This is a genomic window from Akkermansia sp. UBA7090 (assembly GCF_002493465.1).
Lineage (GTDB): Bacteria > Verrucomicrobiota > Verrucomicrobiia > Verrucomicrobiales > Akkermansiaceae > Akkermansia > Akkermansia muciniphila_A.
On the sequence record NZ_DKYW01000025.1, the window covers coordinates 26,960 to 52,004 of the forward strand.

Consider the following 25,045-nt stretch of genomic DNA (forward strand, 5'->3'; position numbering starts at 1 on the left):
GGAGGACTACATGGGAATGCTATATCAGAATGACTGGATTTCCCACTTATTTTTTCATGATTAACGGGGCGGCGCATGGCGCGCCGTGAGGTGAACGGATTTTGGCCGCATGTTGGCGGAGAAGGGAGGAACCTTTTTGCCTTTCTGGCAGGGGCGTGGCGGCGGAAATCCGGAGGAATGGCGTGTTTATTGTTCCTGGACGGCCCTTTTTCCCCCGGTTCCGGTGACCAGAAGCACGCCTGTAAAGACCAGCAGAACGGAGAGGACTTTCATCCATCCGAAGTGGTCCATGCCCCACATCACCGCCACGGATGAGGCGATTACCGGCTGGCAGTAATTGTACATGCTGACGGCGGTGGGTTTCAGCCGCTGCTGGGCGAAAGACAGGCAGATATAGCTGACAAAGGTAGCCAGAGCCACCACGTAGGCAATGCCCAGCCATGTTTGTGCGGGCAGGGCGGAATAATGGATGGAACCAACTTCCCGGAAGGTGAAGGGAAGGCAGGCGGCTGCGGCATAAGTAAACATCCATTTCAGCAGGGTGACGGGCGAGTATCTGCCAATCAGGTTCTTAAAGAAGACAAAGTAAACGGCTACGCTGCACTGGGAAGCCAGGCAGAGAATGTCTCCCAGCAGGTTGTTGTCTCCCGGGAGGGCCGCCGCACGCCCTCCGCTGCCGGAAACCAGCAGAATGGCTCCAATGGCGCTGGCGCAGACCCCGATGATTTTTTTCCCCGTAATCATTTCCCGGAGGACGAAGGCTGCCAGAATCATGGTCAGTACCGGCGTAATGGTGGTGATGATGGCCGCATCCGCCGGGGAAGTGAACCCTACGCCTACCGTGAAGGCCATCTGGTTGAAAATGATGCCGAACAGGGAGGCATAAAACAGGGGCAGGCGGTGCTTTCTTTCTATAGGTTCCCCTGGCACGAAAGCGGAGGCCAGCCAGAACAGGATAGCCGCTCCCAGCAGGCGGAATGTGGCGAGAGAAGCGGAACTTACTTCTCCCTGCTGCATGACCAGTTTACTGACGGGAGACATGAGGCCCCAGATGACGGCCGCCGCTCCCATCGCGATATGTCCTTTCAGCATTTCTGACGGCATGGTGCGGCCCGCTGCGCGGCGGGTCGCACATTCTCCGCTTCCGCAAGCGGATTGCAAGAGTTTTATGGGTGTTCCCGGCAAAGATAAAAAACGGAAAATGGTCTTTCTGTCCGTCAGATAATTCTGCGCCTGGAATGAATATGGGAGTCAACGCGGCAGGCATGGTTCCTGCTTCAGGCGATGCCGGGAACTGTTCCCGCTTTTTCCGGGGAGCCGGATGAAGAAGTGCCGATGAAGAGAGCGTTGTGGTTTAATTGCCAGAAGGTTGCGGATTCCCGGCGTGAAATCCCCTCCATATTGAGATAACGCGTGCGGAGCAGAGACAGGCTGGAGTGCCCCATGTCCATTTGCAGGGAGGAAAAATCCCTGAATTGCCTGGCGTGGTAGCTGGCGAAGGTGTGGCGGAGCACGTCCGCCTGCCATGGCCTGCCGGTCAGGGCGGAGAAACGCGCCCTGACCTGTCGCCATTTTTGTTTCCAGTTGGCGGGGGTGACGGGCATGTCTGCGGGCCTCCTGACGCGTTTCAGGATGCTGGACAGCGCGGGCTGGAGGCTGACATGGCGCGCCCCGCCCGTTTTGGAGTGTTGCGGCGGGATGGAGATTACCTTGTCTTCCAGGCAGACGTGCTTCCAGCGGAGCCGCTCCACTTCCGCCGGGCGGATTCCCGCAAACAGCATGATGCCTGCCGCCGCCAGACATTCCCCGTGGTGCATGTCCCCGGCCAGGCGCAGCAGCAGGGAGCATGCCTGCACGGGCAGGGCGGCAATGCGGCGTTCCTTGATGACGGGGATATCCACCCCCGCCGTTGGGTTGCGTTCCGCCCAGCCGCGGCGTATGGCGTGGGAGCAGACCGCGCTGAGGGCCGCCCGGCCATTCAGAAAGCGGCGCGGCGTGCGGAAGCTGCCGTTAAGCCATTCCCGGCAACTGGCGGCATCCAGCCCGCGAACCTGCCGCCGGGCCAGATCCGGTCTGTCCCGGAGCAGTTTGCCCGTCAGAGTGCGCAGCCCTTTTAAGCTGACTGGGCGCAGGCGGTCTTTTTTACTCTCCAGCATATCCTGCGCCGCCTGGGCTACGCTGACGCTTTGTTCCATTTCTTCCAGGTTTTTTGCCCCCAGCAGGATAATGCGGCGCGCTCTTTTCAGGGTTCCTCTGCCTCCGCGCAGGCTTCTCGCGGCTTCCAGCGCCTGCATGCCCAGCATGAAAACTTCCGCCGGGCTGACCTTTCCGCCCGTCAGCAGGGCGCAAACCTGTTCCCATGGTTCCTGATGATGTTCCATACGGGATGAAATAATGGATGTTGGCGTAACATGTGCATCAAGCTCGAAATGTTGAAAATGAAAGGAAAAAAGAATGAGAGGAATGAACAATATTGCTGCTATTTTGTTGGATGGCTTCTGTATATAATTTATAATAAATGCATACGGAAATAAGGTAGCATGTTACGCCAACATACTCTGAACGGGTGTTGACTCCTCTTCAGATAGAACAGGCCGTTGCGGAAGCATGGGAAACGTGGAAGCATGCGGACGGAGATTCCCTGATTTTTGACTTTCTCCTGGCCTATGGGCTTCCCAAATCCAGCGTCAGCCGCCTGAAAAGCGGCGCCTTAAATGTGGCCGCCCGTCCGGGGGAACTGCTGTGGAAAAAAAAGCTTTTTTACAAAAGGGCAGAGCCGGGGCTGCTGATGAGCGCGGTTGACTCCTGCCGCCGGGATCCGGAGGTATTGAAGTACGCTCCCCGGTTCATCATTGTCTGTGATGGCGGCTCCTGGGCCGCGGCGGACATGAAAACGGGGGAAGCCTTGGAATTCCCCCTGAAGGAGCTGCCCCGGCATTATGACTTTTTTCTCCCCTGGGCGGGGCTGGAGAAGACGGTCATCACGCTGGAGAATCCGGCCGACGTTCGCGCCGCGGAGAAGATGGGGAAAATATTTGACTCCCTGAAAAAAGATAACCCGGGGCTGGACAGCCACGCCATGAATGTGTTTATGGCGCGCCTGCTGTTCTGCTTTTTCGCGGAAGACAGCGGCATTTTTGAGGAAGAACGGCTTTTTACGGATTTCATTGAACGCGCTACGGCTTCGGATGGATCCGACCTGCGGGAACAGCTGGAACAAGCGTTTGCCGTCATGAATCTTCCGCCGGGCAGCCCGGAACGCGCCACCGCCACGGTTTCCGCGGCGCGTTTCCCTTACGTCAACGGCGGCCTGTTCCAGGGGGTGCACGCCGTGCCGCGCTTTTCCTCCCGTTCCCGGAAAGCGCTCATTGACGCGGGGAATCTGGATTGGTCAGACATCAATACGGATATTTTCGGCAACATGTTCCAGGCCTGCGTGGCGCCGGACAAACGCTCCTGCCTGGGGGAGCATTACACTTCCGTTCCCAACATCATGAAGGTGCTGCGCCCTTTGTTCCTGGAAGAGCTGGAAAACGCCGCCCGGCAGGCCCGGGGCCATGAAGCCCGGGCCAGGAAGTTTATTGAGAGGCTCAGCAACATCCGTTTTTTTGACCCCGCCTGCGGCTCCGGCAACTTCCTGATTGTGGCGTTCAAAGAAGTGCGCCGGTTGGAAATGGAGGTGCTGGAAAGCGTGCCCGCTTTGCTGCCCATGCCCTCCGTTTCCATCAGCCAGTTTTACGGCATTGAAATAGATGACTTTGCCCATGAGATCGCCATGCTTTCCCTCTGGCTGGCGGAACACCAGATGAATCAGGAGTTTTTTGAACGCCTGGGCAAACGGGTGCCAACCCTTCCGCTCCGCCCCAATGAGCACATCGTGCTGGGCAACGCCCTGCGCCTGGACTGGGAAACCGTGTGCCCGAAGACGGCTCCCGCTCAGGCTGCGCCCCTTTGGACGGTGGAGCCCCTGCTTCAGCGCGCCGCGCCGGAAGCCAGAGAGCCGGAGATTTATATCTTCGGCAACCCGCCGTATCTGGGTGGTAAAAAGGAGAATGAAGAGCAAAAACAGGAACAGGAAAATATATTTTCCAAATACGGCAATAATTATCGAGATTTGGATTATGTTTCCTGCTGGTTGATGCTGGCTGCCGAGTATATGCAGCATTCTTCCGCCAGATCGGGGTTTGTGTGTACCAATTCCATCACTCAGGGTACACAGGTGCCGAATTTATGGAAGCCCATCTTGGGATTGGGTGTGGAAATTGGTTTTGCTTATGCATCGTTCAAATGGAGCAACAACGCGAAATATCAGGCAGGGGTTTCTTGTGTGATCCTCGGCCTTTCCCACAGGGATGAATGTCTTGATAAAACGTTTTACCAAGAGAATAAAAAAATGAGCGTTTCTAATATTACGCCTTATTTGACCATCGGGAAAACGGTTTTTGTGGAACAGAGCAATAAATGCCTGAATAAAAATTTTCCTGCTATTCTGATAGGAAATGCTCCGGTAGATGGTGGCCATCTGATTTTGACGGAGGAGGAAAAAGAGGAGTTGGCGGAATTACATCCTGAATCCATATGCCTTATGAAAAAATATATGGGATCTGATGAATTAATTAAAGGTAAAAAAAGATATTGTTTATGGATAGAAAATGATCAATATCAATATGCTTTGAGTATTGATCAAATACGTCAGAGAATAAATGCCGTGAAGTCCTTTCGTTTGCAAAGTAAAAAGAATGCGACAAAAAGACAGGCGTTAACTCCTCATCTATTTATGCAACGGACTTACAAACCTACAGATTCTATTATTATTCCTTTAGTATCTTCAGAGAGAAGAGAATATTTGCCAATAGGATATACAAATAAGGATACTATAATTTCAAATCTTGCCTTTTCTATATATAATGCGACTCCATATATATTCGGAATTTTAGTATCTAAAATGCACATGATATGGATGCGTACTATAGGAAGTAAAATGGGAACAAGTTATCGTTATTCCGCCACGCTTTGCTACAACACGTTTCCATTGAGGGAACTGACGGAGGGAGAAGAGGCGCGGGTGACGGAAGCGGCGCTGGGGGTGCTGGACGCGCGGGAGGCGCATCCGGAAAAGACGCCGGCGGAGTTGTATGATTCGGACAGGATGCCGGAGAACCTGAGGCAGGCGCATGACCGGCTGGATGCGGAGGTGGACCGGCTTTACCGGGTGAAGGGCTTTAAGGATGACGGGGAACGGCTGGAATGCCTGTTTGAGCTGTACCGGGAAATGACGCAGGGGCAACAAACGGAATAAGAAACATGAACGTGATGCAGGTCAACTACGGGGCCACGGGGGCCAGCACGGCGGTGGACGCGCTGGGGATGCGCGATATGCAGGCGCGCGCGTACGCCAAAAGGCGTGAGCGGTATCTGCTGCTAAAGGCGCCGCCGGCATCCGGCAAGAGCCGCGCGCTGATGTATCTGGCTCTGGATAAGCTGGAACGGCAGGGGCTGCGCAAGGTGATTGTGGCTGTGCCGGAACGGACGATTGGCGGTTCTTTCGCGCCCGTCCGGCTGACGGAAAGCGGATTTTTCGCGGATTGGACGCCGGACTTGCGCTACAACCTGTGCACGCCCGGAGCGGATGCCGGCAAGGTGGCCCGTTTTGTGGAGTTTATGGAGAGCGAGGCCCGCATCCTGATTTGCACGCATGCCACGCTACGCTTCGCGTTTGAAAAGCTGGCTACGGAAGCGTTCAGCGGCTGCCTGCTGGGGATAGATGAATTTCACCATGTGTCCGCGGACCGTGAAAGCAGCCGGCTGGGCGCTCTTCTGCATGACGTGATGAGGGAAACGGACGCCCATGTGCTGGCCATGACGGGCTCCTACTTCCGCGGGGACAATGTGCCCATTCTGCTGCCGGAAGATGAAGCCAGGTTCAGCCGGATAGTGTATACGTATTATGACCAGCTGAACGGGTACAGGCATTTGAAATCCCTGGGGATAGGCTATCATTTTTACCAGGGCCGTTATCTGGACGCCCTGCCGGAGGTTCTGGATACGGACAGGAAGACCATCCTGCACATTCCCCATGTGAACAGCGGGGAATCCACCAAAGAAAAGTATGATGAAGTAGGCCATATTCTGGATATCATGGGCACGGTGGAGGGAGAAGACCCGGAGAATGGCCTCCTTTACGTGCGCCGCCGCGCGGACGGGCGCGTGCTGAAAGTGGCGGATTTGGTGAATGATGAGGCCGCCCACCGCAACAGGCTGGTGGCTTATCTGCGTAAAGTGAAACAGAAGGATGAACTGGATGTTATCATTGCCCTGGGCATGGCCAAGGAAGGCTTTGACTGGCCCTGGTGCGAACATGCCCTGACGGTGGGTTACCGGGGGTCTTTGACGGAGATCATCCAGATTATCGGCCGCGCCACGCGCGACTGCCCGGGCAAGACCCATGCCCAGTTCACCAATCTGGTGGCCGCCCCGGCGGCGAAGGATGAGGAAGTGACGCTGGCGGTGAATAATATGTTGAAAGCGGTGACGGCCTCCCTGCTGATGGAGCAGGTGCTAACCCCGGAATTCAAATTCCGGGCCCGTGCGGAGAGCGAGGACGAACGCAGGCCGGGGACGATTCACATCCGCGGATTCAAAGAACCGGGCACCGGGCGTGTGAGGGATATCGTGGAGAATGACCTGGCGGATTTGAAAGCCCGCATTATGCAGGATGATACGGTCAGAAAGCTGATTGCCCATCCGGATGCGGACCCCCGCATCGTCAATAAGGTGCTGGTGCCTAAAATCATTGCGGAACGCTATCCCGGATTGACGGAAGAGGAACGGGAAGAAGTGCGTCAGGCCGTGGTGACGGATTGCGCCATCAGGAGCGGGGAAATCAGGGAAGAGAAGGATTCCGTGAGCGGTCAGAGCCGGGAATTTATTAAGATGGGTGAAAAATTTGTTAATGTTAATGATTTGGATATCAACCTGATAGACGGAATTAATCCCTTCCGCGGGGCATTTGAGATTATGTCCAAGCAACTGACAGCCCCCGTTTTGCGGCTGATACGGGATGCCATTGCGGAAACGCGCATCACCCTGGGGCTGCAAGAGGCCGTTCTGCTGTGGGAATCTGTGCTGGCTTTCAACAAGGCGCGCGGCAGGGAACCTGACCCGAACGCGGAGGATGCCAATGAAGCCACTTTGGGGCAGGCTCTGGTGCTGATACGCAGGGAAAAACGGAGGAGGGCGCGGCATGGATAAGGAAGCGCTGGAAAGAAGGCTTGCTGCCATTTTTGAGGAGGCGGAGGAAGCCGGGATCCACCTGGACGGCAAGCCGGAGCGAGTCCCTGTGAGCAGGGGGGACAGGCTGGCGGAGTCTTTTGAGGAGATCTCCCGTTTTGTGGATGAATGCGGGAGGGAACCGGTCAAGGGGCTATCCATGAATGAACGCAGGCTGGCCGCCCGGCTGGAACAAATCCGTCAGGATCCCGTCAGGGCGGCCCAGCTGCGCCCCATTGACCGGCACGGGCTGCTGCCCCAGCCGCCTGCCACGGTGGAGGAGGTGTTCCATGATAAGAGCATGGAGGCTCTGCTGGAGGATGAAGACGCTGCGGATATTTTTGACGTGAGCGCTCTGCCCCGGCGGGAGCTGCCGGAATATATTGCCAAACGCGTGCCATGCCGGAATTTTGAGCTGTTCCGGGAGCTTTTTGCGCGGTGCCAGCGTGAACTGAATGAGGGTAAACGCCATACTTCACGTGTGGCCAATGGGCAGAAAAATGTGCTGGAACAGGGAAATTTTGTTCTGTTGAAAGGGATGCTGGCCTATATAGCCGATAAGGGAGAGACTACGTATAACCGCCGCAAAGAACGGAATAACCGTTTGCGCGTGATTTTTGAAAATAGAACGGAGGCCGATCTGCTGATGCGCTCCCTGTTTTGTGCCTTGTATGACGGCGGCCGCCTGGTCAGCGAGCCGGATGAAACGGAATTGAAGCTGGAAGGCCCCGTGAATGAAGATGACTGCCTTACCGGCTGCGTGTATGTGCTGAAATCCGCCAGCAGGCTCCCGGAAGTGCGGGCCATTCCTCATCTGTACAAAATAGGGGTAAGTTCCGTGCCTCTGGAAGAACGTATTGCCCATGCTCGCCATGAGGCGACGTATCTGATGGCGGATGTCATTCCCGTGAGGAAGTGGGATTGTTACAATCTGGATGCCCGCAAGGCGGAAAACCTGCTTCACCATTTCTTTGCCGCCGCCTGCCTGGATTTGGAAATCAGGGATGGGAGCGGGCGGCTGTGTCGTCCGCGGGAATGGTTTTCCGTTCCTCTGGGGATTATTGAACAGGTGATTCCTCTGTTGCTGGACGGCAGCATTATTCATTACCGGTATGATCCGGAGTCCATGACGTTGGAAAAACGGGCGGGAGACGGAAAAGGAAGGTGAGGGGGAAGGCAGACAGGCCGCTCTTCACCTGACCGGCCTGCTTCCAGAGGCGCCCGGCGGAATATCCGCCGGGGCCATCATGGAATGACGGATATTTCCAGAAGGTCTTATGGCATGGAGATGCCGATTTTGTGTTCCCGGCTGTTGCCGCGGAGTTCCGGGGCGTACATGGCCTCAATGACGGCCGGAAGGGCGCTGAAGCGTCCCGGACGTTCCGCGCGCAGGCGGTGGCTGATCTGGTACTGGCCCATGGGCAGGGAGGAAAGGAAGAGGCGTATTTCCTCATCCCCTATTTCCCTGTAGCCGGAAACGGTTCCCAGCCGGGCGTAGCCGCTGGCGGTTTCCCGGGATTCGCAGCCTGCGGGCTTGGGGTCCAGGAGCATGAGGTATTCCACGTCGTTCTTCGTTTTCACGGTCATCACCACTTCAATGATGTCGCCGCTGGCAATGACGTCCCCGTTTTTCAACAGCGTGCGCCATGTCAGGTCTCTGCCCTGGGAGACGAGCTCCCCTGCATCCGTCTGGGTGTCCTTCACGGAACCGTCTTTCACCGTTTCCTTCCGGATGCGGTAGTAGGAGCGTTCCACGGTGACGGCATTCCCCGCGGCGGGAATGGGATCTTCCAGGGAGAAGTAGCTGAGGGTGGCATTGGCATAAATGTTCCCTCTGCCCTTTTTCCTGCGGATGGTGATGACATGGTTGCCGTCCGTCAGGTCTTTCCCGCTCATGCGGAAGGCGTTGTCAAAGGTGAACAGGGTTTCTTTCGTACTGGCGATTGTTTTAACCGGAACGCCGTCGTACAGGATTTCCGCTTCCATGTCCTCCATGCCTTCCCTGGTCTGGAGAAGGTAGGCGGACAAGGCTTCCAGACAATCCGCCGTATCTTTGGTGGAGTCCCAGTAGGAACCGTTGGCGCGGTTGTCGAGCAGCCATTTTGCCAGGCGCGCCGTGACGGGATTGCCGGGGTCGCTCTTGGCCATCAGTTTCAGGTAGGCCGCCTGCGTGGCCGCGCCGCTGCCGTACCACCGCCACCAGTAGCCTTCATTGGGAAGGCGCAGCCAGGCGGTTTGCAGGGAGTCGTCCTGCTGGAGGAACTGGGAAATGATGGGCATTACCTTCTTGAAGTCGTCCATGCGGTGGGCGTCCAGCAGGATTTCCGCCAGTTGAATCTGGCTGATGACGGGAAGTTCCAGCCTGTCGCGGAACAGGTAGCGTTCCATGGGAAGGTTTTTGACGCCGCATTCCGCCAGAACGGAATAAACAAGGGTGTCCGTCGCGGAGGCCGTCAGGCGGTAATCCCCCAGCTTGCGGATGGCTTCCTTCTTTTTAGGGCCGTCCGGCAGCTGTTCCAATTTCCGGTATTCGTCTCCTTTTTCAAGAAGAGCCGTTTGGCGTTCCTGATAGTTTTTCAGCCAGCGGACGGCTTTGGAAAGCATCCCCTCCGGGACATTGACCGTGTTTGAAGCAATCTTCAGGCCGTGCGCCACATGGGCCGTCATGACGGGGTCCCCTTCGCTGGCTCCTCCGAACCATCCCCAGGAGCCGTTGGAGAGCTGTTTCTCCCGGAGGGAGGAGATTCCCCTGGCGGCCATCTTCTTCAGCGCGGCTTCATCATAAACGGGGTTGCGTTCCAGCTTCTTCATGACGCTGTCATGGAAGGCCTTGTCCCTGATGTCCCGGGGATTCAGATTGCGATGGCTTGTCAGCGCCGCTCCGGGATTCAGGCCGAGCTGCTTGAGCGTGTCCATGACGACGAGAGCGGGCAGGAAACGGTTAAGCGTTTGTTCCACGCAGCCGTAGGGGTATTCCGCCAGATAAGGCAGAGCTTCCACCATGCTGAGGGCGATGCTGGGGGAGACCTTGACGACCAGTTCGCTTTCCTCCCTGCGCCGCTGCTGCGGCAGGGAAATGGAGAGCGTCTTTTCCTGTTCTCCGGAGAGCACTGCGGCGCTTTCCGCATGGAGCTGCTTCATGCCGTGCACCAGTACGGGAAAGTTCATCTGCATGGCGTCTCCGGTAGGACCTGACGCCGCTTCCATGGCGACGGCGGCGGTTCCCTCCCTGACGGCGGAGGTCCACCAGTTGACGACCGTCTGCCCCTGGGCGGGAACGTCCACTTCCCGCGCGGCTGAATTATCCGAATCTGCGGAAAGCCCCTTCACAGCCGGAGCGTCAGCCGAGAGAAGTTCCAGGCAACCGTTTTTCAGGGAAATGGAAACGCGGGCGCGGACGTTTTTGTCCGTCCGGTTGCGGATCAGGGCGCTGAGCATCACGACATCTTTTTCCACAAAGAAGCGCGGGGCTTGTATGCTGACCATGAAGTCCTTCGTGGTCAGGAATTCCGCGGAAGCCTGTCCCACCTGCAATCCGGGGGTGATGACCCAGGCTGAGGCTTTCCATGTGGTCAGATTGTCCGGCATTTCCACAGGGACGGCAACGTTTCCTTCTTCATCCGTTTTGAGCGTGCCGCACCACTTGATGCAGTCCGCAAAATGGGTGCGCAGTTGAATATGCGGGGAACCGTTTTCCTGTACGTCCGCATTTCCCTGTTCGGCTGCATGGGAATCACTTTTTGCGCCTTCCTTGTCCGCGGCCATAGCCATGACCGGAGCGGCGGCGGGGGCTGCCGCTCCTGTAGCCAATACGCGGCCTGCGGCGGCATCAACGCCGGAATCGAGTTCTGCTTCCGCAAAGCCGTTGACGGTTCCTTTGGCCTTTCTCACCATAGGGCCGTAATTTCTGTAGAGCAGGGATTGGAAATAGGGCTGGTCCGGACCGCGGTCCTGCTGCGTTCCGGAAGCCATCATTTTTTTCAGGCTGAGGAAGCCGGTTTCGTTCAGGCTGCCCCATACGGTTTTGGCGATTTCCGTAATATTGGGGCGCGCGATGTATTCCAGAGCCTTGTCATAAATGGCCAGGGCGACGACGCCGTTTCTGACGGGGGTGCCGTCCGGCCCCTTGACCTGAATGCTGACGTTGCCTTGTTCACCGGGCCGGTATTGGGATTTGCCCGGCGTGATGGCAGGTTCCAGAATCTGCCCGGCGGGCGGAATCAGCAATTCGGCGGAAGCCGTATGAAGTTCTCCGTTTCTGACAGTGAAGGCGTTGACGCCCATATTGGGCATGTCTTCGCGGGTCAGGCGGCATTCCACAAGGGCTGTCTGCCGGTCCAGGGGAACCAGGCTGCGGGATTCGTTTTTCCAGGAGTTTCGCAGGAAGGTCCAGACGCGGGCGTCCGGATAATCAGAGGTGACGAGCAGCCTGGCCGTATCTCCCGGAGCGTATTCCTTTTTGTCCGGAGTGATGGAAAGGGGATTGATTTTAAAAGGATTCTGTTTGCACTTGCCGTAGGAAAGGAACTGGAAGGTCTCTTCTACCCTGTTGCCGTGCCCGTCCTCCAGGGTTGTGGAAAGGGCATACAGGCCGGATTCCCCGGTCTGGAAGGACAGGGAGGCTTCCCCATCTTTTCCGGTGGCGATGTTCCAGGTTTCCAGAGTTTCCCGTTTGCCGTCCGCACGGATATGCCGCAGGACGCAGGTTCCTCTGGCATGGGCAATTTTGGCGCCATCCGCTGTGGCCGCGGTAATGGATGCCTGAACCGGCGTTCCGGCGGGGGCATAGCCGCGATTCAGAGTGGTGAAGATATTGAACGGACGGAACGTGGCAATGACCTGTCCGGAAGCGGCAACTTCCCGCAGGGAGGCGTCCGTCACGCTGACGGAAACGCGGTAGGTGATGTTGCTGGAGGGGAAATCCCGGGCATCCTGCGCCGTGGATAATTCTACGGATGCTTTTCCGTCTTTGTTCAGCGGAACCGTCTTTTCCAGGACGGTCAGAGGCGCATCCGGGAAAAAGGGAATGCTGTACGGGCTGAAAGACCTGTCGTACAGCCAGCTCCATTTCCAGTAAGGCGTCCAGACATCCGCTCCCAGCGTCCGGGTAATCGTGATGGTTGCCTTTCCCCCGCTTACGGGGCCGCCCGCGTAATAATCCGCCTGAATGGCGACGGGAATGGGCTGACCCAGCCGGACTGGTTTGGCGGGAGCGTCCATTCTGACGGAGAATTCCGGCTTTTTATACTCTTCCATCCGGAAAAGGGGGGCATACAGCCGGAAATCCGGGTCTGCGGAGTCATGCAGTTTCAGCTTGGCTTCGTACTGGCCCAGCGGAGCTTCCGCGGGAATAAGCAGTTCCAGTTCAAAGCTGCCTGTGGAATCCGTCGTAACGGTTTTTGGCGGGAAAATGCTTTCATCCCCTGTTGGGGAGGCAATGGTCAGCGTCAGTTTTTTCCCTGCGCAGTCTTTTGTTCCGGGATTCGCGATGTCCGGGCGGAAGAGGACGCCTTTGAAACGGGCCGTCTGTCCGGGGCGGTACACGGGCTGGCTTTCCAGGAAAAAGCAGGAATAGGAGTCGGAGGCCTTGTTGGCCGTATCCATGAGGTAATTGCCGGATTCCCAGCCGTAGTCAGATATTCCCGCCAGCACATAACTTTCCCCCTTGGAAGCGATGCCCATGAACATGTTGTAAGAAGAGGCGCTGGAATCGCGGGGAGGTATTGTTTCCACCATGGCTCCGTCCTTGTCCGTGATCCCCTTTACCTGGCGTTTTTGGAGCGTTTTATCCTGCCGGTAGCGGAGGAACCGCAGGCTGCCTCCTTCCACGGGCATGCCTGTTCCGGCGTCCGCCAGGAACCAGAGATTGCCTTCCGGAACGGAACGGCGTACCAGCACCATGTCCGACAGAGTAAGAAAGCGATGGAACCGGTAGCCGTTTTCGAGGGTGACAGTAAGCAGATACCAGCCTGGCTTGCGGGTGGGAACGGGAATATGGGCGATGTGGTTCAGGTGCCGGTCCCCGGGAGTCAGGGCTATTTCCTCCCCCTTGATTTCCTCCCCAAGATAGCGGGCATAGGATGAGTCATGCAGCAGGTTGGAGAGCAGGTTTCCCAGATTGGAATACCCGTTTCTGTAAGCTTTTTCCAGCGTTTTGGAGGTCTGGATCTTGTCCATGCGCTCCTCCTGCCACCGCTTCATATCTACGGGACGGACCGCTACGCAAGCCCGGGAGGCATTGCGGTAGGAGAAGGAGACGGTCACCGGTTCTCCTGCCAGCAGCGTTCTTTTATCCGTATCAAATGTCCCGTTGGGTTCCGTGATGGAGGCGATGCGTTTCTTCAGGTTGTCCGCCACGTTCAGAAATTCCTTCCTGTCTTTCTTGTCCCAGGATTGCGCGTTCCAGTTCTGAAGGGCTTTTCCTAATAACTGCGCGGCGGCGGGCCTCTGGTTGCGGGCCAGGAACTCGTCCGCTGCCAGATGGGCGGCGTTGACGTAATCATCCGGATCCGGAGTTATCCGGACGGCGGAAGCAATCCGGATGAAATCATAATCCGGGGGAAGGGTGGCGAGCAGGAATTTACCGTTGCCCGTCCGGTCGGTTTTAACGACGGTCTGGTTCGTTTTTAATTCAGCCGGGTTGACGCCCGCCACCATTCCCGCGTTGCCGGGACCGTACACGAATTCCTGGTCCGGCGCCGTATTGGCATAAGAGAACAGCCGGCGGCACCAGGATGCGGTGAAATAATTGACCTGGTTGGCCAGTTCCGGATTCGCCTGAATGGCGGCGTCCAACAGCCAGCGCATGCGTTCTCCGTCGTTTTCAGCCGTCTCCCAGGAGGAAGAGGCATGATAAAAGACGACTTCCGGTTTCCCCGTTTTGGCATTGACCTCGACGGGCACGGTGGCGACGTTCCGGAACGGGGAGGCTTCCTCCCTGGCGACGTACCCCGGCAGTTCCTCCAGGCTGGTGAGGTTTCCCAGGGCGGCGTAAGCCTGGAAGGGGGTAGGGGAACTGTAGCGGCTGCCTTTCACCAGCAACGCCTGCGCCGTGATGAAGCGCAGTTGCCCCAGAAGTTTCATGTTGTTGTCCTTTTCCGCCAGCCGCATGGCTTTGACAAGGCACCGCAGGGCTTCCACGCGGTCCCTTGCTTCTCCGGAATATTCCCCATCCCATGGTCCGGCGCCGCGGATATAGGCGCCGTCCACCAGTTTGAACGTATGGCAGGCGTTCTGGTACAGGAGCGCGGCGTCCATCAGGAAATGGGGGTTGCCGCCGTGACGCTTCATCTGTTCCTGCAGAATGGAATCCAGATTGATGGAATCATCCAAGGCATTGAGACGGGTAAGAGCCTGGCAGTAAAGAAGCATATCTGTCCCGCTGTATTGGTCGTCATATTCATGGAGTTGTTTCAGGGCCTGTTCCGCCGCTTTTTTGAACAGCCTTTTACCCAGAAGCTTTTCAATGTTTTCAACAGCTTGCTTCCTTTGCTGCGGGGAAACAGGGGAACTTTTAACTTCCGCAGGGGCATGTTGTTGCGGAGGGGTGGAGGCGTCCGCCGGAGACGGCATTCCTGAGGCCAGCAATCCTGCCGCCAGAAAAAGAGCGGAAAAGAATCTGTTCATTCCGCCAGACTACTTCCAAGTAAAATCGTTGGCAAGTTGCAAGTAGGCTGCGGGAAAAGGGAGAGTGTCTTAATGCTGTTAACAACACCGGGAGCGCTGGAAGGCCGGGAACTTCATGAATGGACGTTTTACCCCTTTCGTCATGCGTGTTGCAGATTACTGCAACCCAGTTTGTAGATGGCCTGGATGTCCCGGACATCCAGCTTTTCCAGGCTTCCGACGGAGCCGCGCACACTGATGGCCTGTTCCGCCATCAGGGGGAAATCCCCGGGAAGGATGTCCAGCTCCTCCATAGTCGTCGGAAGCCCTAATTCCCGGTAAAAACGTTCCAGACGGGAAATACCTTCCCGGATGATGGCCTCCGGTTCCCGGAAAGAACCTTCCACACCCATCACATTCACGGCGAATTGCACGAATATTTCCTGATGTTTGGGGGAAACATACTTCATCCACGCCGGGGTGACGACGGCCAGGCCTGCGCCGTGGTCCACATGGTACAGTGCGCTCAATTCGTGTTCCATGGCGTGGCAGCCCCAGTCCTGTTCGCGGCCTACGCCCAACAGGTTGTTGTGGGCGATGTTGCCGGAAAACGCAATCTCCGCCCAGGCGTTGTAATCATTCAGGTCCCCGTTCAGGATGCGGGCGTTTTTCATGATGGTGCGCAGGGTGGCTTCACAAAGGCTGTCGGAAAGGTCCGTATGCAGGGTTCTGGTGAAATAGCGCTCAAAAATGTGGCTCATCATGTCGCTGACGCCGTTGGCCATCTGGCGGCGCGGGAGCGTGAAGAACAATTCCGGATTGATAATGCTGAATACGGGGCGCAGTTTGGGGGAACCGTACCCCAGTTTTCTTCTGGTCTCTTCATTGGTGATGACCGTATTCGGGCTGCTCTCGCTGCCTGCGGCGGGAATGGTCAGCACGGTGGCGACGGGCAGAGGGTCGGACTGAGGCTGTTTTTTGGAAAGGTATAGTTCCCATACGTCCCCTTCGTAGGGCACGCCCAGTGCAATCGCTTTGGCAGAGTCAATCACGCTACCTCCTCCCACGGCCAGCACGAGGCCCAGACCGTGTTCCCGGCAGAGGCGGATGCCCTCATACACCAGGGGGAGCGTGGGGTTCGCCTGAACGCCTCCCAATTCTTCATATTCCACGCCGGCGGCTTTCAGGGACGCCGTGACGGCATCGTAAAGACCGGAACGTTTGATGCTGCCGCTACCGTAATGGAGCAGGATTTTTTTGCCTAACGGCTTGAGAAGGGTTCCCGTTTCATGGTGGGTGCCTTTTCCGAAAATAAGAGTGGTTTTGTTATCGTAAACGAAGTTGAGCATGGCGGGAATGATACGGCAACGCTACGGTCCTTCCGCTCCCTGCTCAAGATTTTTGTATGGCCTGTTCCCTTTCCAGGGGGCCGTTCTGGAGGATATGCTCCCATGCAGGGTTCCGGTTCGCCTCTGTTTTCCCGGAATTGGCTCATCTGGACGGAGCTTTCTGGGAACTGTTTTCTTTCCGTTGTTTTTGGCGATAATATTCAGCAGGAATGATTCTCTGCGGGAGTGGAGGCGCCTTCCGGCTCCGAGGGGGCAGCGGAAGACGGTTATTTCATTATTCTGGGCCGCTTCCGGCAGGCAATCAGAACAATGACCGTATCCGTCCAGGGAAGAGCGGGGAACGGAAGGAGAACAGGAAGTTGTGAAAATCCGTAAAAATTATCTTGGTGAATACTGTTCAAAATCACGATGCATGGCATACTCATTCTGCTTTTTGCTTGAGCGCGGAGGACTTCCCGTTTATTGTCGCGCACGGGCCATGTACGGTCCCCGTAGTTCAATGGATAGAACGGGTCTCTCCTAAAGACTAGATGCAGGTTCGATTCCTGCCGGGGACGCCACCCAATATTATTCAGAGCCTTGCATCAGCATTAAAAACGCGAGGATTTTGCCTCTCTTGTGCGAGGTATCGTCATGGTTGATTGAATGGGGAATGGTTCAAGGGGAGAGCAGGTATCCGGATTATCGGCGTCCGGTCGGAGAGGGCGAATAACTTGGAATTCATGTCTGATTGGAAACAAAAAGCAAATGCGGAAGAATGATTGCAGACAGCAAGAAAATGTGCTAAAGGCTGCCGGAGAAGAGCCTTTGGGACGGGACATGATGCTTTGAGGCATGAACCGGGCAGCATGGAGCAATGCTTTCCAGCCGTACCAGGGATGGATGAAAGAGCATTATGCAATGACAAGGACAAGAAGATGGAGGCAATTAACATCATCCGTTATCTGTCGCCCGTTGGAGAAATGATGATTGGCTCCCATGGCGGCAAGCTTTGCATTTGCGACTGGGCGAAGGAAAAACGCCGCGGCACGATAGACCGCCGCATTTGCCGGCGTCTCAACGCTGAATATGAAGAAGGAACTTCCGAGGTTATTGAACAGGCGGTAAGCCAGCTCCGTGAATATTTCCAGGGGGAACGCAGAGCTTTTGATATACCCATTGTATTTACGGGATCGGAATTTCAAAATTCAGTCTGGGAGGAATTGATGAACATTCCTTACGGTTCCACCATTTCCTATGCAGAGCTGGCGCGCCGCATTCATCATCCAAGGGCTGTCCGGGCTGTAGCGTCCGCTAACGCCACCAATCCCATCTCCATTTTCGTTCCCTGCCACCGCGTCATCGGCAGCAATCAGAAACTGACAGGTTACGGCGGGGGGCTTGATGCCAAACGGGAATTGCTTGCCCTGGAGGGGTGGGTAAGCGGCAGAATGCTGGTCTTGTGACCCGGTGATGTGCGGGGCAGGCAAGGACGTGTCAGGATCTTTACCATTTGAGGAGGGTATTTCCTCCCTGGGCGAATCCGGAGAGCAGGGTACCCATTGCTGAGGTTTTCTGGGCTCTCGCATTGGCGCGGCCCATGTATTGCTCCATGTTGGCGCGGTTGTACAGGGATTGGGCGTTTCTCATGGCTTCCTCCGCTTCGTCCTGAATCCGGGTTTGCAGGCGCGTCGCCAGAGCCTGTTCCCTGATGGGAACGGAACCTTCCCGGAGCAGGGAGGATTGGGCGGCGTCCAGTCGGGCTTCTCCCATTTGGCGCGCAGCGTCCTGCTGCATGCGTTTGGCATTTTCCATCCCTGTCTGTTTTTGGAGGTCCGCTTCGTTCCTGAGTGTGGCGGCATTGGCATCCGCCGCCTGTCTGGTGGCTTCCGCGCTTTTTTTCTGTGCAGACGCGGACGCCGCGCCTGCTGCCGCTGAAGTAGCGGCCAACGTTATTATTCCCAATGATGCTGGATCAAATCCCATGCGCGCATTCTGATATGAAAAACGGTTCAGGCGCAAAACGCCTGAACCGTTCGACATGAATCAGGGTTTGGCGCAGAAGGGGGATTATTCAATCACGATGCTTTCAATGTTCAGCACCGGACGTTCCGGAGTGGAATGGGGATCAATGGTTCCGGTAATGATGACGGCGTCCTGTTCTTTCAGCCCGTTCACGCCTTTGGCGGAGTGTTTGATGGGCTGCCCCTGTTCATCCACGAACTGGACGGTCATCGTATTGTTTTTCCGTATTTCCACAGGTACCGTACCGGCGGCCCAAACTCCTTTCTCCTTCATGTTGACCAGGAGATGAGCCGGGTCCCCAATGGTGAAGGAGGCAATGTTCTTTGAAAAGACGGGGTCATCTCCGATCACTGCTCCCTTGACGGTGACTTTGTTGCCCGGAGCCGCTTTTCTGGCATCTGAAACGACCAGGGCGCGTGGCAGGCCAACCATATTTTCCGCGAATCTCACGGCCATCTTCTGAGTAATGTTCTGGTCGGAAGTGAGGGCGTTTACCGTTTCCTTGGGATTGCAGCCCATCAGGGAAACTGAAGCCATCGTCAAAATAATCAAGCGTGTGGTGTGCATGGAAGCTCCTTTCTGTCGAAAGGTTGGATTCCTTTTCTCCTTCTGCCGTTCATCATTCCGTGTAAGGAAAAGAATATTTTTTACAGGAACAGCCCGGCAGCCAGCATGGCTAGGTCCCTGAGAACGTCCCACAATTTTTCCGCATTGTGGATGCAGTCCGCCAGAAAGCGGTGGAGGCTGACGGCATTGAACAGGCGCAGGAGCGCCAGGAAGAGAAGAAGATTGGCAAAATATACGAGAATCAAAGAGAAGAAGGTGCCGTTGTCCGCCAGGTCCGGCTGATCCTTGGGAATGATCCACGCCGTCCAGAACAGGTGGAAGCACCACCAGAAGCCCAGGCCGGAATAAAGAAGGGCCTGGCAGGTGACCGTAGGCCAGAAAATGTACGTTACACCCCATACCAATCCCCACAGCATGGCCCAGAGAGGCAGGAAATAGGGGGAAAGGGAGATAAAGATGTTGTTTTTATCCGTCTGGATGTAACCTCCGTCCAGATCCGCTTTGAAAGCATGGATGGAGCCGCGGCTGCAAATAACCGCCAGCGCGTGCGTCAGTTCATGCCCCAATACGTACAGGTACAGCAGGGAGGACGTGAACAGCCTGCTGCTGCCCAGCACCACCCACACGGCAGCTCCCATCAGGGCGTACCATACGGGAATGGAGAAGAGGATATTGAGGCTGCCGGAGGCATGGGCCAGCTGGTCGCACAGGGACATGGCCGTGATCAGGGCCAGCGGGAGCAGGATAAGGGTGGCTACGGCATGTCTGGTGAACCGGGTTCTGCGCGGGAGGTCCATGAAGGAAAATTCCTGGCATTCGTCCTCCCAGTATTCGGAGGAGACCTGGGCGCGGTAAGTCTTGTCCCAGGCGTCCCGGTTGCATTGCCTCATCATGTCGCCGAGGCTTGCCGCGGATCTTGGTTTCCGGGCGGTTTCTGCATACCGGCGCCAGTCCTGGCGCGGCGGTGTGTGTCTGGAGGCCTTGGGCATGCGGTGTGAGGTCTGAAGCCAGCATAAAGGGACTTGGCGAGAAATGCGAACCAAATTTGCCTCTTCCGAAAACCGGAGGAAAAAATGTTTTATGCGCGTTGGATGTTCCTGTATAATCCGCCGCATGCAAGATGTCCTGCTGGTTCTGGAAACTTCCTGTGTGCAGTCTTCCGTTGCGGCTTGGTGCGGGGAAAGACTGCTGTGCCAGACGGCATGGAGAGCGGAGCGCAATCATTCTTCCGCTATTTTCAAAGCGGTGCGGCAGGTCCTGGATGCTTTGGAAGGGCGGCGTTTGAAGGAAATCGTGGTAGGTTCCGGTCCGGGCTCTTACGGCGGAATCCGCGTCGCGCTCGCCGTGGCGGACGGTCTTTCCCTGGTGCACGGTTCCCGCGTGGCGGCTTTTTCCTCATGGAACGGGCTGGATTTGCTGCATGGGAAGGCCTGCGTAATGTCAGACGCCCGGCGTGGCGGCTGGACGTGGGGGAAGCTGGAAAACGGCGTTCTGACGGATGTGCCGGCAGTATTGTCCGCGGAGCAGGCCCGCGCCTGCGTGGCGGAGTGTTTGGAAAAAGGCGTGCCCGTTTTTTCCACGGAAACGGCGGAACATCTGGCCGCCCGGGAAATGTCGGGGATTGTTCCCGTGTGTCCTTCTGCGGGGGCGCTCGGAGCCGCGTGGATGGCCCAGACGGAGGCCCGCAGAGAAGAACTTCTGGAAAGTCCGGCGGAACCGCTGTATATAAGGGCTCCGCACATCACCCGCGCCAAACGTCCCGCATGGGCCGTGAAGGCGTAATTAAGGTTTGACTTTCTGGAAGATTGTTAGACTTTTAACCGGTAATCTTCACCACCAGTAGCATTTTTTAACATGAGCAATGACACTTTTTCCGAACGCCTCGCATATCCCAAAGGTTTAAAAGGAATCATCGCCAATGAATCCGCTTTGAGTGACGTGCGCGGCGAGGAAGGGCGTCTGTTGTATCTGGGCTATGATATTGATGATCTGGTGGAGATGTGCTGTTTTGAAGAAGTGGTTTATTTGCTTCTCAACAAGCGTCTTCCCAACCGGGAGGAATTGGAGAGCATCAAGAAGCGCCTCCGTTCCGACCGCGACCTGCCCCAGCCCATTCTGGATTTCTTTAAAACGGCCACCAAGTCCGCCCGGCCCATGTCCGCCCTCCGGACGGCTGTTTCCATGCTCGGCATGTATGACGACCGGACGAAGGACGCCGGGCAGTTGAAGGAAATAGGCCTCAGCCTCATTGCCAAGGTTCCCGTGATGGTGGCGTATTACTACCGTTTGTGCCAGGGGCTGGACCTTCCCCCCGTTCGGGAGGACCTGAGCGAGGCGGAACATTTCCTGTGGTTGCTGAAGGGGGTGGAACCGGATCAGGATGAAGCCCATATCCTGGAGGTAGCCTACATTCTGCACGCAGACCACGGCATGAATGCTTCCACCTTTGCGGCCCGCGTCTGTATCGCCACGCTTTCGGATATGTATTCCGCCATCACAGCGGCCATCGGCACGCTGAAAGGGCCGCTTCATGGCGGCGCCAATGAGGGCGTGATTGAAATGCTCAAGGAAATAGGCACGGAGGACCGGGTGGACTCTTACATTGAGGACAAGCTGGCGCGGAAGGAAAAAATCATGGGCATGGGCCACCGCGTGTACCGCGTGCTGGACCCCCGCGCCCCGCATTTGCGCCGCATGGCCATCCGCCTCGCCTCCCGGATCGGAGAACCCAAGTGGATACGCATGTCGGAACGCATCGCGAAACTTGTTCGGGAGCGCAAGGGATTGAATGCCAATGTGGATTTTTATTCCGCCACGGTTTATTACAGCATCGGGATTCCCTCCAGGCTGTTTACCGCCATTTTCTCCATTGCCCGCTGTAGCGGCTGGGTAGCCCAGGTGCTGGAACAAATGGAAGATAACACGCTGTACAGGCCGCTGACTCTTTACACGGGGCCCAAGGACCGCATTCCGGTTCCTACGATAGACATGCGGTGACAAGTTTTGAGCGGGAAAGGCGCCGGATATGGCTTCCGGCGCCTTTTCTGTAAGTGTCTCCCGCTTCTCCGTAATGTTTGTTTATTGCCTTGGGCATTTCCTTCCTTCTCTCCGTTCCGTCTGGCTGGGGAAATGATTCCCGTAGTACTGGCGGTGAGCCTTTGGGCTGCGGGATTCCGGAGATTCTATATTAGCGGTTAGTTCTAGACGTTGATGTTCTTTTGACCGGTCTTCCATATAGTGGAGCACATGGCGCTTTTGCAGAGACGCCTTTCAAGTGATTCCGGGGGGGGCTGGCGGGAGTCCCCCACAACCCGTCTGACCGGGTGGCCCGTGTTACGGTGGAGTTTTATGCCTTTCCCATAGAAGAATATTTGATGCGCAGGAAATATGCCGGAAAAGAGCCGGCAGGCATTTTCAGATCCCTTTTTCCCGTGATGGCCGCGGCGGCCTCGTCAAATGCCTGTCTGGCGCAGTCCTTCATAAAGAACAACAGCTACGGCTGTGGATAGATTCAGGCTGCGGGCTCCTTCCCCGGGCATCGGAATCGTCAGGGCGGTATCTGCGTGCTCTCTCAGCATGCTTTCCGGCAGTCCTCTGGATTCCGGTCCAAAAACCAGATAGTCCCCCGCATGAAAAACCGCATTCCAATGGGAACGTGGCGCCTTGGTGCTCAGGTACCAGAATTGCGCGCCGGGGGCTGCCGCCTGCTTCAATTCCTCCAGGCTGTCCCAGACATGCAGATCCACTTTGGCCCAATAGTCCAGCCCCGTACGGCGCACATGCTTTTCATCCAGGCTGAACCCCAAAGGTTTGATCAGATGGAGCCTGGAACCCGTTGCTAGAGCCAACCGTCCGGCGGCTCCCGTATTATGCGGAATTTCCGGATGAAACATGACGATGTGGAAACGGGGCTGCATGCGCTTATTCTCATCACAAACATGCCTCCCGTTCAAGTGGGACTTGTCCAAAAGTGGCAAATAATGTACGTTTTCACCCGATGAGAGACATCGTGTATTTTGATTTGGAAACCCGTCATTCCGCGGCGGAGGTGGGCGGCTGGCACAATACGGCCGAGATGCGCCTTTCCGTGGGCGTGACTTATTCCACGGCTTCCGGAAAATATACGATTTATTCCGAGGAAATGGTGGATGATCTCATCCGGCAGCTTTCCCAGGCCGACCTGGTGGTGGGTTACAACCACGAGCATTTCGACTATGGCGTGTTGCAGCGTTATACGATGTGGAACATGATTGATATCACGAACAACCTTGATTTGTGCAAGGACATCGAACAGCGCGGGGGAGTGCGCGTCAAGCTGGATTCCGTGGCGGCCGCCTCCATCGGTTCTTCAAAAACGGCCGTGGGCACCCAGGCTCTCAAATGGTGGGCGGAATACGTGCAGACGGGCAATACGGAGCTTTTAATGGATATAGCCCGTTATTGCTGTTTTGACGTGAAGGTGACGAGGGATGTGCACTGGTACGGTGCGGAGCACGGTTTCATCCGTTATGATGATAAAAAGGGCGGCCAGGTGGAATTGCCCGTAGATTGGAAGTTGTAATTCTGTGGGCATTTCCGGACGGCTGTGGCCGTTTTTTCCCCGGGTGCTGGAATGTGTCTGGTTTCCCGCCTTTGGCGGCGCTGCCGTTTGTCCCGGGCGGATGCCGGTTATCAAGAAATGGCAGGGGCAGAGAAAAAGCTTCCGGCAGGAGGCGGACGGCAACCGCATGGTTGCCGTTTGGCTTACCGGCGGTTGATGCGGGCCACTTCCCGCTGGGCTTCGCGCATTTCCACGCGGGCTTTCAAATCGTAGCGTTGGTCGCGGTGGGTTTTGCCCTTGCCCAGGCCAAGAGCCAGTTTCACCTTGCCGTTTTTCCAGTACAGCTTGAGAGCCACCAGGGAGCAGCCTTTCTGGGAAGTCTGCTGCTCCAGTTTGAAGATTTCCCGTTTATGGAGAAGAAGACGGCGGGGGCGGCGCGCCTGGTGCTGGAAGAATTCTCCTGCTGTCTCCCAGGGCTGGATGTCGCAGCCGTACAGGAGCATCTGGCCGTTTTCCACCCTGGCGAAGGAATCGGCAATGTTCACCTTGCCGGCGCGGATGGACTTGACTTCCGTGCCCTTGAGTTCCATGCCGCATTCGTAGGTGTCCAGAATTTCGTAATCCCGGCGGGCTTTTTTGTTGGTGGAAATGTCGGAGCTCATGGCACGAAGGGGAGAAGGAGGAAAAGGCCCCGGACTGGGAGACCGGGGCCTTGCTGGATAGAGAGGATTCCGTACGGAATTCCGGTTCGGAACGGCAATAAAGGGAATGTATTGTTATTGGTTGTCTTCCTGGAGGTCGCCGGATTCCGCATGATAGACGAGCTTGCCTTCAATGATCTCCGTCAGGGCAATGTTCGCGTTGCCCATATGGGGCGTGGTGGGTACCAGCGGAGCGCGGCCATTATTAAGCTGGGCAACGCGGCGGGAGACCACGTTGATCAGCATCTGGGGCTCGGAAATGATTTTGGAGGCTTGTTCGACGAGTTCGGCTTTCATGTAAAAAGGTCTAGGTGGATATCCTGATGCGGAAAAACATATAAGGGCGGCTTCTGCCCGGAATCAAGCCTATATTACGGCATGAGCTGCCTCCGTTCGCGGGAATCCAGCTCTTTCCATGAGCCGGGTTTCAGTCCCGACAAGGAGAAATTTCCGATTCTGGCGCGCAGAAGCCGGAGCGTGGGAAAGCCGATGGCGGCGGTCATGCGCCGCACCTGGCGGTTTTTCCCTTCCACCAGCGTCAATTCCAGCCATGAAGTGGGAATGGAGGCGCGGTAGCGGACGGGAGGGATGCGGGGCGGCACGTCAGGCTCCCTGCGCATGAGGCGTGCCCGGCAAGGCAGCGTGCAGTGCCCGCGGATGCGGAGGCCACCGAGTTCCAGCGGGCGCAGGTCCGTTTCGGAAGGAGTGCCTTCCACCTGGCTCCAATAGGTTCTGGGATGCCTGCCGGAGGGGTTCAGGAGACGGTCCGCCAAGCCCTTCTCATCGGATAGAAGAAGCAGCCCTTCCGAATCCGCATCCAGCCTTCCGACAGGATACACGCCGGGAGGAAAACCGAATTCGGCCAGTGTCCGGTGGTGGGGAGCCTCCTTCGTAAATTGGGAGAGAACACCGTAAGGTTTATTGAACGCCAGAATCATGCCGTGTGCGGCGAGGGTAGCATGAAATGCCGGCTTTGGCACGGGAATTTGAAGCGGCTTGACTTGTCTGCG

Annotated in this window: 18 protein-coding genes and 1 tRNA gene; 8 read left to right on the top strand and 11 right to left on the bottom strand. The window is 56.5% G+C overall.

The annotated features are described in order from the left end of the window. Positions 1–186: 186 nt before the first annotated feature. Positions 187–1,104 (bottom strand): DMT family transporter, encoded by a 918-nt coding sequence (locus B3075_RS08445; RefSeq protein WP_290488116.1) that lies wholly within the window; start codon positions 1,102–1,104, stop codon positions 187–189. A gap of 173 nt (positions 1,105–1,277) precedes the next feature. Then, positions 1,278–2,381 (bottom strand): tyrosine-type recombinase/integrase, encoded by a 1,104-nt coding sequence (locus tag B3075_RS08450; protein ID WP_290488115.1) that lies wholly within the window; start codon positions 2,379–2,381, stop codon positions 1,278–1,280. 185 nt (positions 2,382–2,566) lie between these two features. Here B3075_RS08450 and B3075_RS08455 point away from each other — a divergent pair, with 185 nt between their 5' ends. From B3075_RS08455 to B3075_RS08465, 3 genes are read left to right on the top strand one after another with little or no spacing between them, the layout of a single operon-like run. Next, positions 2,567–5,299 carry a class I SAM-dependent DNA methyltransferase gene (locus B3075_RS08455; RefSeq protein WP_290488114.1) on the top strand — a complete coding sequence of 911 codons (2,733 nt, stop codon included), beginning with the start codon at positions 2,567–2,569 and terminating at the stop codon, positions 5,297–5,299. A 5-nt stretch (positions 5,300–5,304) separates the two neighbouring features. Then, entirely contained in the window at positions 5,305–7,251 is a 1,947-nt protein-coding gene (locus tag B3075_RS08460; protein WP_290488113.1) for a DEAD/DEAH box helicase, read from the top strand. Then, the gene (locus B3075_RS08465; protein ID WP_290488112.1) at positions 7,244–8,437 is read left to right on the top strand and encodes a GIY-YIG nuclease family protein; all 1,194 of its coding nucleotides are present in this window, start codon (positions 7,244–7,246) and stop codon (positions 8,435–8,437) included. Before B3075_RS08460 ends, B3075_RS08465 begins: the two co-directional genes overlap by 8 nt. A 107-nt stretch (positions 8,438–8,544) precedes the next feature. Here B3075_RS08465 and B3075_RS08470 read toward each other — a convergent pair whose 3' ends face one another. Both B3075_RS08470 and B3075_RS08475 read right to left on the bottom strand, forming a co-directional pair. Further along, entirely contained in the window at positions 8,545–14,895 is a 6,351-nt protein-coding gene (locus B3075_RS08470; protein ID WP_290488111.1) for an alpha-2-macroglobulin family protein, read from the bottom strand. Between the two features lie 140 nt (positions 14,896–15,035). Then, positions 15,036–16,223, bottom strand: a complete 1,188-nt coding sequence (locus tag B3075_RS08475; RefSeq protein ID WP_290488110.1) for an iron-containing alcohol dehydrogenase — start codon at positions 16,221–16,223, stop codon at positions 15,036–15,038. 485 nt (positions 16,224–16,708) lie between these two features. On the opposite strand from B3075_RS08475, the gene B3075_RS08480 reads away from it, so the two are divergent. Next, positions 16,709–16,783: transfer RNA gene (locus tag B3075_RS08480), tRNA-Arg, on the top strand. A gap of 357 nt (positions 16,784–17,140) precedes the next feature. Then, the gene (locus B3075_RS08485; protein WP_343125185.1) at positions 17,141–17,668 is read left to right on the top strand and encodes a methylated-DNA--[protein]-cysteine S-methyltransferase; all 528 of its coding nucleotides are present in this window, start codon (positions 17,141–17,143) and stop codon (positions 17,666–17,668) included. 40 nt (positions 17,669–17,708) lie between these two features. Here the strand turns inward: B3075_RS08485 and B3075_RS08490 are convergent, their stop codons facing one another. The 3 genes from B3075_RS08490 to B3075_RS08500 form a co-directional block, all read right to left on the bottom strand. Further along, positions 17,709–18,152: a hypothetical protein gene (locus B3075_RS08490; protein WP_290488108.1), complete on the bottom strand. Its 444-nt coding sequence runs from the start codon at positions 18,150–18,152 to the stop codon at positions 17,709–17,711. A gap of 120 nt (positions 18,153–18,272) precedes the next feature. Next, positions 18,273–18,794 (bottom strand): hypothetical protein, encoded by a 522-nt coding sequence (locus B3075_RS08495; protein WP_290488107.1) that lies wholly within the window; start codon positions 18,792–18,794, stop codon positions 18,273–18,275. Positions 18,795–18,874: 80 nt separating this feature from the next. Beyond that, positions 18,875–19,783: a hypothetical protein gene (locus tag B3075_RS08500; RefSeq protein WP_143246913.1), complete on the bottom strand. Its 909-nt coding sequence runs from the start codon at positions 19,781–19,783 to the stop codon at positions 18,875–18,877. A gap of 124 nt (positions 19,784–19,907) precedes the next feature. On the opposite strand from B3075_RS08500, the gene tsaB reads away from it, so the two are divergent. Together tsaB and B3075_RS08510 are read left to right on the top strand one after the other, a co-directional pair. Then, entirely contained in the window at positions 19,908–20,576 is a 669-nt protein-coding gene (gene tsaB / locus B3075_RS08505) for a tRNA (adenosine(37)-N6)-threonylcarbamoyltransferase complex dimerization subunit type 1 TsaB (RefSeq protein ID WP_290488106.1), read from the top strand. A gap of 72 nt (positions 20,577–20,648) precedes the next feature. Beyond that, positions 20,649–21,791 (top strand): citrate/2-methylcitrate synthase, encoded by a 1,143-nt coding sequence (locus B3075_RS08510; protein ID WP_094135857.1) that lies wholly within the window; start codon positions 20,649–20,651, stop codon positions 21,789–21,791. A 455-nt stretch (positions 21,792–22,246) separates the two neighbouring features. Here B3075_RS08510 and B3075_RS08515 read toward each other — a convergent pair whose 3' ends face one another. After that, the gene (locus tag B3075_RS08515; protein WP_290488105.1) at positions 22,247–22,711 is read right to left on the bottom strand and encodes a tRNA (cytidine(34)-2'-O)-methyltransferase; all 465 of its coding nucleotides are present in this window, start codon (positions 22,709–22,711) and stop codon (positions 22,247–22,249) included. A gap of 80 nt (positions 22,712–22,791) precedes the next feature. On the opposite strand from B3075_RS08515, the gene B3075_RS08520 reads away from it, so the two are divergent. Beyond that, positions 22,792–23,355, top strand: coding sequence for a ribonuclease H-like domain-containing protein (locus B3075_RS08520; protein WP_022198735.1), 564 nt, complete (start codon positions 22,792–22,794; stop codon positions 23,353–23,355). Between the two features lie 182 nt (positions 23,356–23,537). Here the strand turns inward: B3075_RS08520 and smpB are convergent, their stop codons facing one another. The 3 genes from smpB to B3075_RS08535 all read right to left on the bottom strand — a co-directional run bounded on the left by smpB (position 23,538) and on the right by B3075_RS08535 (position 24,973). After that, positions 23,538–23,996, bottom strand: coding sequence for an SsrA-binding protein SmpB (gene smpB, locus B3075_RS08525; protein ID WP_012420611.1), 459 nt, complete (start codon positions 23,994–23,996; stop codon positions 23,538–23,540). Positions 23,997–24,110: 114 nt separating this feature from the next. Further along, positions 24,111–24,332, bottom strand: coding sequence for a DNA-directed RNA polymerase subunit omega (locus B3075_RS08530; protein ID WP_094135859.1), 222 nt, complete (start codon positions 24,330–24,332; stop codon positions 24,111–24,113). A 74-nt stretch (positions 24,333–24,406) separates the two neighbouring features. Further along, entirely contained in the window at positions 24,407–24,973 is a 567-nt protein-coding gene (locus B3075_RS08535) for a pseudouridine synthase (protein WP_179218332.1), read from the bottom strand. Positions 24,974–25,045 lie beyond the last annotated feature (72 nt).